The 13,518-nt window shown below is 36.6% G+C and carries 10 protein-coding genes; 9 read left to right on the top strand and 1 reads right to left on the bottom strand.

Annotated features, from left to right (window positions below; all coding sequences use genetic code 11):
• Positions 1-214: 214 nt before the first annotated feature.
• The 6 genes from BN6559_RS04180 to BN6559_RS04155 all read left to right on the top strand — a co-directional run bounded on the left by BN6559_RS04180 (position 215) and on the right by BN6559_RS04155 (position 8,729).
• On the top strand, positions 215-1,225 hold the full coding sequence (locus BN6559_RS04180; protein WP_110953572.1) for a DUF4392 domain-containing protein: 1,011 nt from the start codon (positions 215-217) through the stop codon (positions 1,223-1,225).
• A 223-nt stretch (positions 1,226-1,448) separates the two neighbouring features.
• Positions 1,449-2,747 (top strand): NCS2 family permease, encoded by a 1,299-nt coding sequence (locus BN6559_RS04175; protein WP_110953571.1) that lies wholly within the window; start codon positions 1,449-1,451, stop codon positions 2,745-2,747.
• Positions 2,748-2,914: 167 nt separating this feature from the next.
• A complete protein-coding gene (locus tag BN6559_RS04170) occupies positions 2,915-3,556 on the top strand; it encodes a glucosaminidase domain-containing protein (RefSeq protein ID WP_110953570.1) in 642 nt (213 codons plus the stop codon).
• 203 nt (positions 3,557-3,759) lie between these two features.
• Positions 3,760-5,232 carry a class I adenylate-forming enzyme family protein gene (locus tag BN6559_RS04165; protein WP_110953569.1) on the top strand — a complete coding sequence of 491 codons (1,473 nt, stop codon included), beginning with the start codon at positions 3,760-3,762 and terminating at the stop codon, positions 5,230-5,232.
• 134 nt (positions 5,233-5,366) lie between these two features.
• A complete protein-coding gene (locus BN6559_RS04160; RefSeq protein ID WP_110953568.1) occupies positions 5,367-6,986 on the top strand; it encodes an ABC-F family ATP-binding cassette domain-containing protein in 1,620 nt (539 codons plus the stop codon).
• A 129-nt stretch (positions 6,987-7,115) separates the two neighbouring features.
• Positions 7,116-8,729: an ABC1 kinase family protein gene (locus BN6559_RS04155; RefSeq protein ID WP_110953567.1), complete on the top strand. Its 1,614-nt coding sequence runs from the start codon at positions 7,116-7,118 to the stop codon at positions 8,727-8,729.
• Between the two features lie 195 nt (positions 8,730-8,924).
• Here BN6559_RS04155 and BN6559_RS04150 read toward each other — a convergent pair whose 3' ends face one another.
• On the bottom strand, positions 8,925-10,091 hold the full coding sequence (locus BN6559_RS04150; RefSeq protein WP_110953566.1) for an MFS transporter: 1,167 nt from the start codon (positions 10,089-10,091) through the stop codon (positions 8,925-8,927).
• A 592-nt stretch (positions 10,092-10,683) separates the two neighbouring features.
• Here BN6559_RS04150 and BN6559_RS04145 point away from each other — a divergent pair.
• The 3 genes from BN6559_RS04145 (at position 10,684) to BN6559_RS04135 (ending at position 13,509) form a co-directional block, all read left to right on the top strand.
• Positions 10,684-12,627, top strand: coding sequence for a BglG family transcription antiterminator (locus BN6559_RS04145; RefSeq protein WP_110953565.1), 1,944 nt, complete (start codon positions 10,684-10,686; stop codon positions 12,625-12,627).
• A gap of 17 nt (positions 12,628-12,644) precedes the next feature.
• A complete protein-coding gene (locus BN6559_RS04140; RefSeq protein ID WP_110953564.1) occupies positions 12,645-13,127 on the top strand; it encodes a PTS sugar transporter subunit IIA in 483 nt (160 codons plus the stop codon).
• 100 nt (positions 13,128-13,227) lie between these two features.
• Positions 13,228-13,509, top strand: a complete 282-nt coding sequence (locus BN6559_RS04135; RefSeq protein ID WP_110953563.1) for a PTS sugar transporter subunit IIB — start codon at positions 13,228-13,230, stop codon at positions 13,507-13,509.
• The last annotated feature ends 9 nt before the right edge of the window (positions 13,510-13,518 follow it).

Genomic DNA, 13,518 nt, shown 5'->3' with positions numbered 1-13,518 from the left:
TTTATATATTTAAACAAATTATGAATAGAAAATTATATTTTTAATGAAGAATAAATTTTATATTGTAATATTTTTGTTGTATGTTATAATACAATTATATTATAAGCTCAATGGAGCGCTTATCAATTTTTATATTGATAAGTGCTTTTTGCATTTTTAGAGGTATGTGTATTGTATTCATTGTTTTTAATTGTAAGTTTAGGAGGAGAGAAATATGTCGAATGATACGTTGATAAAAGTAGCAGAATCCATAGATAATTTAATGTGTACAGATATGGCATCAAGGGGAATCATTCATCACTTATATCGTGCGGCGCGAGCGTTAACAGAAAATCCGCTTAGCTATACTGTGGCAAAGGCCTGCTTGGAGAAAGTCAATCCTATGGATAAAGTGCTGATTGTAACAGGCTGGATTGATCAGCCGCTCGTTTCGCCGGATCGTGGTGAATCTGATGGTCCTGCGGGCGCGGTTGCTTTAGCAAGAGCGTTGAGTGTAGCTTGTAAAGCGTGTCCGATTATTATGGTCGATGAATGTTTAGTGAAATCTATAAAGAAAGTAGCGTGTGCTTCGGGATTTGAGTGTGTGCCGGTAGAGCACTTAGAATATGCGATTAAGTTAAATCGCCTCAGAACATTGTCGGTGATTGGTTTCCCAAGAGGACATGAAGCTGGAAAAAATTTCGGTAAGGAAGCATTAGAAAAATATGAACCGAAATTGTGTATTTCTATTGAACGTGGTGGTATGAATGAAAAAGGGGTTATTCATAACATGCTGGGTGCAAATACCGGAGCTGAGCAGGCGTTTATGGATTATATGTTTCAATATGCGAGAGAAAAAGGCATTTTTACTGTGGCTATTGGTGATGGTGGAAATGAACTTGGCATGGGAAATATTAAAGACATTGTTGAAAAGAAAGTACCAAATGGTTGTAAATGTCAGTGCTCCTGCGGTTTAGGAATTGCCGCTGCAACGAAGGTAGATTTATTATTGACATCTTCTATTTCAAATTGGGGTGCTTATGCAATTGCGGCAATGCTTGCGGTAATGAGCGGGCAAGGAACAGCATTGCAGACTCCGGTGGAAGAAATGCGTATTCTGGAAGCTTCAGCACAGGCTGGTTTTCATGATGGTATGTATGGATGCTTAGGTACGAGTGTCGATGGTTGTCCTGCGGAATCACATGTAGCCATGGTTACGCTGATGCGGCAAGTAGCGCAAATTTAATGGTTGACTAAAGAGCATGATTGTTTCATCAGGGATGAAAGATGCTGATAAAATAAATGTAAAATTAAGAAATATTTTATTAAAAATATAACAAATTTTGCTGTTCATATTTAGGAAATGTGGTAAAATAGCTAAGTGAAGTGTTTCTTTTACTTTATAGGGTTCATGACTCATGAGTTATGAACTTTTTTGTTTCTACTATTGAATTTAGGGAGGACTAAAATTGAACGAATGGTTTAAATTTAAGGAAAGAGGGACGAATCTTTCTACAGAGGTGCTAGCAGGGGTTACCACTTTTGTTACAATGGTTTATATTGTGATTGTAAATCCAGCAGTGCTTAGCAAAACAGGTATGGATTTTAATGGGGTCTTCATTGCAACGATTATTGCGAGTATGGTTGCAACTTTAATCATGGGAGTTTTTGCTAATTGTCCAATTGCAATAGCACCCGGTATGGGATTGAATGCATATTTTGCGTTTGCTGTCGTTATTGCTGCCGGTGTACCATGGCAGACTGCTTTGGGCGCGGTATTTGTTTCGTCTGTTATCTTTTTGCTTCTGTCTTTTACAAAGTTTCGTTATGTTTTAATTGATGCGATTCCTATGAGTTTAAAACAAGGCATTACCGCAGGGATTGGTTTGTTTATTACGTTTATCGGATTGCAAAATTCAAAACTTATTGTAGATTCACCAGCAACTTTAGTTACTTTTGGAAATTTATCAGAACCGATGACACTGCTTACGGTGATTGGTTTAGTCATTAGTTTGCTGTTGATGGTTTATAATGTAAAAGGTGCGTTGTTTATTGGTATGCTTTGTACAGCAGCCATTGCCTATTTTCAAGGTTTGGTTGTCGTTCCTGACCGTTTATTTGCAATGCCGAGCGGGTTAGAACATACGGCAATGCAAATGGATATAGCAGGTGTGTTTGATAGTAATTTATATGCAATTATCTTTACGTTTTTTATTGTTACATTATTTGATACTACGGGAACGATGCTGGGGATTGGTGAACAAGCCGGTTTAATTAAAAATGGTAAGTTTCCACAAGTGAAAAGCGCATTATTAGCAGATGCTGTGGGCAGTACATTTGGTGCTTGCTTAGGGACAAGTCCTACTTCTGCCTATGTAGAATCGGGTGCTGGTGTTGCCGCTGGCGGACGTACCGGCTTTACTGCCGTTGTTGTTGCAATTTTATTTGCGCTTACTTTATTTTGTGCACCAATTGCTCAAATGCTAGCTGGAGTCGCTGCTGTAACAGCACCGTCGCTTATTATTGTTGGATTTTTAATGATGAATGGTCTTCGTCAAATTGATTGGTCTAATATGGAAGAAGCTTTCCCGGCTTTTTTAGTCGTGTTCCTTATGCCGATTAGCTATAGTATTGCGACAGGGATTGGAATTGGTTTCATTTTTTATCCTTTATTGAAACTGTTGCGAGGTAAAGGCAAAGAAATTCATCCGATCATGTATGTGTTTCAAATTTTATTTATTATCCAAATAGGATTTTTGAGTCATTAATGAAACGGTGATGGTTCAGCTTCGTTTTACATGAATATAAAAAAAATAACGGATCTGTCAATGATTGCGATTGATGGATTCGTTATTTTTATGTAGAAACTATAAGGCTTTAATGGTATGATTAAAGTAATTGTGTTTTTACATAGATTTGTCTTAGGAGGTTTAGTATGCATTTTTCCTTTAAAAGAATGAGTGTTATATGGATCGTTATTTTTACAATGGTCATTGGAGTAAGTTATCAGCATGTTTCGGCAGCTCCGTTTAAATGGAATGATAGAGAAGATTTTTTACAGAAAAAGAGTTCGAATATTGCAATTATGGGTAAGGCTACAGCGACAAAAGAACAATGTGTGAAATATTTGCTAAGGCATAATCCCAAACCTGCAATTATGGTTTCTCCGGAAAAATTAGTGGATTTTTATTATGAAGAAGCACAAAGAGAAGGTATAAAACCAGATGTTGCTTTTGCGCAAGCTTTGCATGAGACTGGCTATTTTCGTTATGGCGGTTTGGTGGTAGCACAGCAGAATAATTATTGTGGTTTAGGTTCGGTTGGTGCTTCTGCTAAAGGTGCCTGGTTTCCAAACTCACAAGTAGGTGTGCGGGCGCACATCCAGCATATTCTCGCCTATTCCAGCAAGATTCCACCGAAGACAAATATCGTTGATCCAAGATATCGTCTGGTTACGACAACGAAGAATTTTGGCAAAGCAAAAAATTGGACAGACCTAAATGGCGTATGGGCAATACCGGGCAGAGATTATGGAGAAAAAATCTTGAAAATCCATCGTGAGATCTTACTTCAATAGGGGAATTGTGCCTGGTATGATAAAACGTTGTTGTTTTTGTATACGAGTAAGTAGTCAAAGGTTCATGGCGCATTCGTCATGAATTTTTGTTTTTATTAAGATCATAAGAGAAAGTGTTTTAGATATGTATGATTGGGAAATCCTATGTAGCGAATTACTTTTTTATCGTTGATAGAATTTCATAAGTGGAGGAGTCAGTGTTTATGTTAGTACAAGAGCTTATCAAGCAGGGCGAGAAGGATACAATTGCTGTTATTGATGGAGAAAAGCGAATTACGTATGGTGAATTAGAATCTATGGTAAAAAAATATCAAAGTTATTTTTATCGTTGTGGAATTCGTGCAGGAGAAAATGTTGGGTTGTTATCAAGAAATTCAGTTGAGTATATATATTGCTATATGGCGGTTGTGAGTTTAGGTGCTGTCGTGGTACCGATCAATTTTCAATTGAGTGAACGTGAGATTGCTTACATTGTAAAAGATGCTGAGATGAATTTTTTTATTACAAATCAAAGTGTTGATTTAAATCAAGCATTAGCAAATCAAGCGTATAATAAAAACTTAACGCTTCTGAGAATCTCTGATATTGTTTGTGCTGTCAAAGAGCAAGACGCCGCCACGGATGAATTCTTGCAGCGTGTAACAATGACGGATCAGGATACTTGTGTCATCATTTATACTTCGGGTACAACTGGTAATCCTAAAGGAGCGGTGTTGTCTCATCGAAATTTGACGAGCAATGCCAAGATGTTTAAAGAGGCATTAAATATTTGTAGTCACGATAATATTTTATGCGTATTGCCAATGTATCATTGTTTTGCTTGGACTTGTGCGGTATTAAATCCTTTATTAACTGGAGCGACCATTACAATTATTGAAACTTTTGCACCGAAAGAAACCCTAGAAGTGATTAAGACAGAACGTATTAGTATTCTTTATTTGGTGCCATCGATTTGCAGTTTGTTTACACGATTGGCAGATGTAAATGATTTATCCACGGTTCGTTTCATTGTTGTTGGCGGGACAACATTGCCGTTGAAAATCGCTGAAGATTTTACAACTAAATTTGGAATTGAATTATTAGAAGGATATGGATTATCTGAAGCATCACCTGTTGTTGCTGTGAACCGTCCAGGAAAAGTCAAAGGGGGTTCAATAGGGTTAGCTTTGCCTGGTGTTCGCGTTGCGATTGTAAATGAGCAGGGAGAGAAAATGCCAATGGGACAAGTTGGTGAATTGATTGTACAGGGAGAAAATGTAATGAAAGCGTATTTTCATTTGCCAAAAGAATCAGAACGAGTTCTTAGCGATGGATGGCTTCATACGGGAGATATGGCTTATCAAGATGAGGACGGATATATTTTTGTTGTAGATCGTCTGAAAGATATGATCATCAGCAATGGGGAAAATATATATCCTCGGGAAATTGAGGAAGTGCTATATATGTATCCGGGGATTATTGAAGCGGCGGTCGTTGGTGTAGCTGATAAACTCCGCGGACAGGCGGGGGCTGCGTTTATTGTTATGGAAGAAGGAAAGAGTCTTCAAAAAAAAGCGTTAAAAGAGTATTTGCAGGCAAATTTAGCGTTGTATAAAATTCCGCGGGAGTTTCATGTAGTAGATGTATTACCGAAAAGTCAGACAGGAAAAATTTTAAAAAGACTGCTTGTAGAGTAAGGCGGTTTATTTGCTCCTGCAGAAATAAATGAAGTAGGCGATTCGTGGGATTGTATTGATTAGACTTAGCCCGTAGAATATGATAAAATATTGCGATATAAAGAAATTTTTTTAAAGGACTGATAAATTAACATATGATTAGTACAAATGGTTTAACTTTACAGTTTGGCAAACGTATTTTATTTAAAGATGTAAATATAAAATTCACGCCGGGAAACTGTTATGGTGTGATTGGCGCAAATGGTGCCGGTAAATCCACTTTTTTGAAATTGTTAGCGGGAGATATCGAACCGACGAAGGGCAGTATTGATATTACCCCGGGTGAACGTTTGGCAGTGCTAAAACAAAATCATTATGAATTTGATGAATATGAAGTTTTAAAGACAGTTATTATGGGACATCACAGATTGGTTGAAATCATGGATGAAAAAGATGCTTTGTATGCAAAACCTGATTTCTCCGATGAAGATGGTATGCGTGTATCTGAACTTGAATGTGAATTTGCTGAATTGGATGGTTGGGAAGCGGAGCCAGAAGCAGCTCGCTTATTAAATGGGCTTGGTATCCCAGAACCTTTACATACGGCTAAGATGGCAGAGTTAAGTGGTAAAGAGAAAGTACGTGTGCTTCTGGCACAAGCATTGTTTGGCAATCCTGATATTTTGTTATTAGATGAACCGACAAATCATCTTGATATCGAATCGATTAACTGGTTGGAAGATTTTTTGGCTAATTTTGAAAATACAGTCATTGTTGTATCTCATGACCGTCATTTTTTAAATCAGGTTTGTACACATATCGCAGATGTTGATTTCGAAGGAATTCAATTATATGTCGGAAACTATGATTTCTGGCTAGAGTCCAGTCAGTTGGCGTTGCAGTTAGCCAAGGATGCGAATAAGAAAAAAGAAGAGAAAATGAAGGATTTACAAGCCTTTATTCAACGATTCAGTGCAAATGCTTCTAAATCAAAGCAGGCAACTTCACGTAAAAAGTTACTAGAAAAAATTACGTTAGATGATATTAAACCATCTACGCGTAAGTATCCATATATCGCGTTTAAACCGGAGCGTGAAGCCGGAAATCAGCTATTGCAGGTTGAAGGGCTTACGAAAACAATCGATGGTGAAAAAGTATTAGATGATGTGAGTTTCTTTGTGAATAAAGGAGATAAAATTGCCTTTGTAGGACCGGATGGCTTAGCAAAGACCACTCTATTTAGAATTTTAATGGGTGAAATTGAAGCGGATGCTGGGACGTTTAAATGGGGCGTAACAACGACACAAGCTTACTTACCGAAAGATAATGCGACATATTTTGAAGGAATAAAATTGAGTTTGGTAGACTGGTTAAGACAATACTCAGTCGATCAAGATGAGTCTTTTATTCGCGGTTTTTTAGGCAGAATGTTATTTTCTGGTGAAGAATCTTTAAAAAGTGCGGATGTATTATCTGGTGGGGAAAAAGTACGCTGTATGTTATCTAAAATGATGTTGAGCGGTGCAAATGTGCTTTTATTAGATGAACCAACGAATCATTTAGATCTTGAATCTATTACGGCATTGAATGATGGGTTAACGAATTTTACTGGTACGATGTTGTTTGTATCGCATGACCATCAATTTATTCAAACGATTGCAAATCGTATCATTGAGATTACGCCAAAGGGCTTGGTAGATAGAACGATGACATACGATGAGTATTTAGAAAATGCTGAAGTAAAAAAACAATTGGCTGAAAAATATTGTGATTAATTTTCAAAAATTAAGAAAGACGAAATTCATTATGAATTTCGTCTTTTAGCATTTCATTATAAAGCAATTTCGATGTATACTAATAACATGATGCACGGTAGTAAATTTTCTTGAATGGAGCAAACGCGTATGTTGATGGGTAGCTTTTTAAAATATAGTAAAGAAGCAAACAATCAAAATATATCTACGGATCGATTAAAGGAAATTATTTCGGTTTTAAATAATCGCGAAATTGTCCATGGGTTGACCCCTAAAAAACTGCGTTTAATTTTGGAAGATTTGGGGCCAACATTTGTGAAATTGGGACAAATTATGTCGATGCGGCCTGATATTATGCCACAGGAGTACTGTGATGAATTGATCAAATTACGTGCTGAAGTCACGCCTGTGCCTTTTGAACAGATTATCAAGGTCGTAGAGACAGAGTATAATATGCCACTTTCTGATGTGTTTGAAAAAATTGAACCGGTTTCACTTGGCTCAGCTTCAATTGCGCAGGTTCATGAGGCCGTTTTGCTAAATGGTAAAAAAGTAGTCGTTAAAGTGCAAAGACCCGGAATCTACGAGATTATGGCGCAGGACATTGTATTGCTTCGCAGGGCTGCTCAAATTTTAAAAATTATCAGTGATACGAGTAGTGTTCTTGATTTTAATATGATTATTGAGGAAATGTGGACAGTTGCCAAGCAAGAGATGGATTTTTTAATGGAGGCAAACCACAACTATGAATTTACAAACTTCAATCGTGATGTAGCGTATGTGTCATGCCCGATCATCGAACGTAATCTAACGACAGCGCATATTCTTGTAATGGAGTATATAGAAGGCATCCCCATTGATAAAGTGGACGAGCTGGTAGAGCTCGGTTATGATATGACTGAAATCGGTAAAAAACTGGGTGAAAATTATGTGAAACAGATTGTAGATGATGGATATTTTCATGCAGATCCTCATCCTGGAAACATATGGATAAGAAATGGAGATATTGTTTGGCTTGATTTGGGCATGATTGGTAAATTGTCATATCGGGATAAGACGATGTTTCGCAAGGCCGTTCTTGCAATTGTAAATAATGATGCCTATGAAATGAAAAATGTTGTACTTTCTATTGGAATACCAAATGGAAGAATTAATCATGCAAAGCTATATGCAGATATTGACGATGTCATGAATAAATACAGTAATCTGGATTTTGGCAGTTTGGATATTGGACAACTCATTCGCAGAATGCTTGAAATCGCAAAACGTCACAATATTAGTTTTGCTCCGGGAATCAGTATGTTAGCGCGTGGTGCGATTACGATTGAAGGCGTTCTTAGATCCTGCTGCCCGGAGGTAAATCTCGTAGAATTATTGTCAAAGCATATGAGATCGGATTTCAAACGTAATTTTGATTTGATAGAACAATTGCAGCATACACAGAAATTGTTATACAAATTTACGCGAAAGACAGTTGATATTCCAGGGCAGTTGTCGGATATATTAAAAATGACAATTAAGGGACAGACAAAGGTAAATTTAGATTTAACTGGCTCGGAAGAACCAATTAAACAGTTCGACAAGATGATTAATAAGTTGATCGTTTGTATTATCAGCTCTGCCTTGTTGCTTGGCTCAAGTATTATTGCTACAACACAGATGTCACCTCAAATTATGGGCATTCCATTGCTGGGCGTGTTCGGCTATATTGGCGCGCTGATTTTATGCAGTAGATTGTTATATAGCATATTGAAACATAAATGAAAACGGATACAGAGAAGCCTTTTTCATATCTAGGTAATATTATGCCAAGAAAAGCAAGGCCACTGAAAAAGTCTGTATTCCTCCAAATTTAATCAAAAAGAAAGACCGTTGAAACGCATAAATGCGTTATAACGGTCTTTTTCACTGTCCTATCTGGAGGTGGCATACCATATGGAAGCTCATATTTTACTATGATTATCTTCTGAATTTTCTCCATATGCTGTAACAAATTACAGCTGCAAGTATTACATTTGCACACACAACACCATACATAAAAGCGTAGCCATTCCGCTCTGCTACCATGCTCAGTAATATTGCCGCAAGGCCGACACTAATATCTAAAGACCAGAAATAAGTAGCTGTTGCAACACCAGCTCGTTCCGCAGGAGCACTCTGAATCGCTAAGGTCTGAAAAGCAGGGCTCAGAGCTCCGAAACCGATCCCTAAAACAGCTGCGGAAAAAAGTAATCCGGTTAACGTAGTAACCGAACTAAATAAAACAAGTCCGGCAATAAAAAATAAAAATCCTGGATAGACTGTAAAATCTGCACCTTTATAATCAAAAATCCGTCCAATAAAAGGGCGTGTGATGACAATCACTAAAGCAAATACCATGAAAAATAAACTTGTAGCAGTGCTAAGTCCTAAGGTTTTTGCATATAACGGAATAAACGTCAAAATACCTCCATAAGCAAAAAATACCAACCCACCAAGAAACGCCATCGGTAAGGATTTTTTTTCTACGAAATCCTGCAGGTTCCAGCCCTTTTTTTCTCTTAAAGCAGGTTCTGTAATTGCAGATTCCAACTTTTTGCAATTACTAACTCCTATTGTAAAAAGAGCTACGATTGTTAAAAAAATAAATAAGGCAGAGGCTCCCCATTGATGAATAATGAGTAATCCGATAAGAGGTCCTACAACCATTGCCAAGTTTGTTGAAACAGCAAAATATCCGATACCTTCACCTTTACAGGAATTGGGCAATATTAAAGCTGCCATCGTAGATGCTGCGGTTGTACCTAATGCAAATAATATCCCGTGCAACAAACGCAATAAAAGTACTGCATGCAGAGAATTTGCAAAACTGAAACCTGCCATAACTAAAAAAAACAGCCCGGTTGTAACAAGCAGCAGCTTTTGTTTATTCACTGTATCGATCCAGCGGCCTGCGAAAGGCCTGCAGCAGACTGTCCCGATTTGAAAAAAAGTCATTGCCAGTCCGGCCTCAAGCTCTCCCCCGCTCAGTTCATCCATAATAAAAATTGGCAATGCTGCTACCAGAATATATTGTGATATGAATTGAAAAAAATTGCTGCAACTCATCATAATAAATTCTATCGTCCATAATTTTTCCTTTGACATAAAAACAAGATACTTCCTTTCATTCGTAACGATAACCTAAAATACTATATCGAATTTGTAAATATTTGCTTTAAAAAAACATTTACAAATGGAAAGCCATATTAAAGTGCTTCAGCTATTATAGCACAAAATACCTGACCATGCTTTTGCTGCATTACCCAAACTACTGTTGGTGATGATGCCATAGAATCGTCCTCCTAATTTGTAAAATATTGAATTTGTTTAAATTATAATATAATTTAAACAAATCAGTATGCACGATTGCGTATAATATTCACGCAAAGGAGAGTAGCTGTATGGAGTACATAAGCTGCTTTTGAGGAATGTTTGTCAACGGGCGTGGATTTTGAAACTTAAATGAAAGGCGTGGTGTTTTTTACTTTATTTAAGAAGCGCTGGGAGCCTAAATACTGAAAAAATTACAAAAGAGGTCAGCGGCTGGAAAGAGCTGCTGACCTCTTTTGTAATTGGCACCTTATGAAGTAATTATAAATTTTAAGCGGAATCTTTTATTTCCTAAATATGCGGAAATTTGATAACTGGAATTATCAGACTAATGTTTATATAATAACAGCAGATGGAGGATGTAAATATGGTGATTCAAAATAAAAGAATTTTACAGATTCTAAAATTATTAAATCATAACAATGGAAGTGTTACAGGAAAATATTTAGCGGATTTAATAGGCGTGAGCAGTCGTACAATTAGAAGTGATATGAAAGAAGTAGCATGGCTGCTGAGAGGGCAAGGTGCTCATATTGTTGCTGAAACAAGAAATGGATATACATTGGCAGTAGATGATGAGGAGACATACGAGGCATTGCTATATTCTATTCATAGTGCAAAAGATTATAAAGGAATCAATGTAGTCCCGTCTGATTATCATGATCGTATTTCTTTCATTATTGCCAGAATTTTACTGAATTCATTATATAATAAGGTCGTCAAGCAAGAGGATCTATCAGATGAATTATTCATCAGTCTATCCACTTTGAAGAAATATCTAGGTGATATTAAAAAGAGTGTAGAGCGTTTTAATTTAAAACTTACAACGGATCGAAAAAATGGTATAAAGATAAGCGGCGATGAAGCTCAGATCAGGTATTGCATATCGGAATATATTTTTAATCGAGATGATCTTTTAAATCTACCCAAGAATCAATTTTTCAATGATTTGTTTCCGAGCCAAGAAATAGAAGCCATAAAGCATATTCTACTGAAAGTCATTTTAAAACATAATATTCATTTGACGGATATTGCTTTCAAAAATTTGTTGGTACATATTATTATAACGATGCGCAGAGCTGGCAAGAAGAATACGGTAGAGTATACTGCAAATGAATGTTTGAGACTGGAGCAATCAAGCTATTTTATTCCGGCAGGGGAAATTCTCGACATCGTTGATCAACAGCTGGGCGTGGATATCAAAAATGAGATATATTATTTAACGCAGCATTTTATTGCGAGTCAAAAATTTATAGAATCATCAAAAAATAGTGATGAGCTGAAAATTTTAATTCGTTCAATATTAAAAAAAATAAATGATAATACAGAGATTGACTTGTCCAATGATGATGAATTGATTTCTGGAATAACAATACATCTGATCGCTGCGATTAGCAGGCTTCGATTTAATATGAATATAAGAAATGATATTTTAAAGTCAATTAAGACAAATTATCCATTGGCTTTTGATATGGCATTGATTGCTGGAGAAGTTATCGAAAAAGAAGAAAACGTAAAAACAAATGAAAACGAAATTGGATATTTGGCTATTCATTTTGGTGCGGCCTTAGAGCGTAATAAGCTAAGCAGTGAAATGGGAAAGACCGCTGTGATTGTTTGTGGGACAGGCCTTTCATCGGGTCTCTTGCTCAAAAGTAAACTGCAAAGAAGATTTGGCGCTATATTACAGATCAAAAAAGTCATGAGCTGTTATGAACTCGACGAGAGAATTCTACGACAGACTGATTTTGTCTTTACAACTGTACCGATACACCAGATCAAATCTGAAAAAATTATTCGTGTAGAGCCTATTATGACCGAATATGACCTTACAAGAGTGGAGAAGGAAATCAATCAGGTATGTACAGAGAAAATTGATGTAAACTGCAATGAATTTTTTAAGGAAAATCTATTTTTCTCGGCATTAGAAGCGGAATCTTCCGAAGAAGTCATAGAAAAAATGGCAAATGGGATGATAAAAAACGGTTATATGGATGAAAGTGTGAAACAATCAATTTTCGACAGAGAACGTATGGCGTCTACGGAATTTTCCAAGTTTATTGCGATACCACATTCTTTGGAAAATCATATGGATAAACCAGCGATTAGTGTGGCGATATTAAAAAAATCTATTGTGTGGGATAAAGAGAGGGTGCAAATTGTATTTCTACTTGGGATACCACAGCGGTTATACCATACATGGGAAGATATATTTAAAAAAATATACGATAATTTCATAGAGGGAAACAGTGGAGAGGTTTTATTAAAATCACCTTCTTTTGATACATTGATTACAGAATTAAAAAAATAAAAGTAGGAGGTACTTATGTGAAATCTGACAATAAGATTTTAGATATGAATATAGACTTAGATTTTATATTTATTAATTTTACAGCAAATGATGATATGGAAGTCATTAGAAAAATGGCAGAAAATTTAAATGCAAAGGGGGTGGTAAAGGATAGCTTTGTTCCAGCTATTTTGGAAAGGGAAAGAAATTTTTGTACAGGACTGCAATTTGATGAGGCAGGTATAGCAATTCCTCACACCGATACGCAGCATGTCAATATACCGGCAATCAGTATAGCAGTATTAAACAATCCGATTATTTTTCAAGGCATGGGAATGCCGGGAACAAAGGTAAATGTGGAAATTGTATTTATGCTGGCAATCAAAGAGGCCCACAGTCATATGGAGTTTTTACAGACCTTGATGACAGAATTCCAGCGTGAAGGCGTATTACGGAATTTGATTACAAGTAAATCTAAGACTGCATTATTGCATACATTTAACATGTTGTTTAGCAAGTAGCAGGAAGTGTCATTGTTGATTTGGGGTTATCGTAGTGGCAGACGTATAGAAGGGATTACGGTACAGGATAAAACTTAAGATAAAATAAGGGGGCGTATCAATGAAAAAGATTCTCGTAGCATGCGGAGCCGGTGTTTGTACATCGACGGCAGTGTTAAACAAACTGAAAAAGATTTTAGATGATCATGGCTGGAAAGGCAAATATGAATTATTTCAATGTAAGATTGCAGAGGTGCCTTCTAAATCGGCAAACTGCGATTTATGTATCGCAACGACGATGGTATCTGATGTTAAATGTCCTTTTATTATGGGAATTGCTTTCCTGACAGGAAGAGGGCTCGATGATGTTGTTAAGCAGATTTTAGCGGAATTAGAAAAGTAACTGGATAAA

Source organism: Massilibacillus massiliensis (assembly GCF_900086705.1).
GTDB lineage: Bacteria > Bacillota > Negativicutes > FLKF01 > FLKF01 > Massilibacillus > Massilibacillus massiliensis.
The sequence above is the reverse complement of the archived record's forward strand: the minus strand, read 5'-3'. Positions and strand labels throughout refer to the sequence as shown.

Bases quoted from the DNA above. Each gene is read 5' to 3' on its own strand.
- BN6559_RS04180 (WP_110953572.1), top strand. From the start codon at position 215: ATGTCGAATGATACGTTGATAAAAGTAGCAGAATCCATAGATAATTTA.
- BN6559_RS04170 (WP_110953570.1), top strand. From the start codon at position 2,915: ATGCATTTTTCCTTTAAAAGAATGAGTGTTATATGGATCGTTATTTTT.
- BN6559_RS04165 (WP_110953569.1), top strand. From the start codon at position 3,760: ATGTTAGTACAAGAGCTTATCAAGCAGGGCGAGAAGGATACAATTGCT.
- BN6559_RS04160 (WP_110953568.1), top strand. From the start codon at position 5,367: ATGATTAGTACAAATGGTTTAACTTTACAGTTTGGCAAACGTATTTTA.
- BN6559_RS04155 (WP_110953567.1), top strand. From the start codon at position 7,116: ATGTTGATGGGTAGCTTTTTAAAATATAGTAAAGAAGCAAACAATCAA.
- BN6559_RS04150 (WP_110953566.1), bottom strand. From the start codon at position 10,091: ATGTCAAAGGAAAAATTATGGACGATAGAATTTATTATGATGAGTTGC.
- BN6559_RS04145 (WP_110953565.1), top strand. From the start codon at position 10,684: ATGGTGATTCAAAATAAAAGAATTTTACAGATTCTAAAATTATTAAAT.
- BN6559_RS04135 (WP_110953563.1), top strand. From the start codon at position 13,228: ATGAAAAAGATTCTCGTAGCATGCGGAGCCGGTGTTTGTACATCGACG.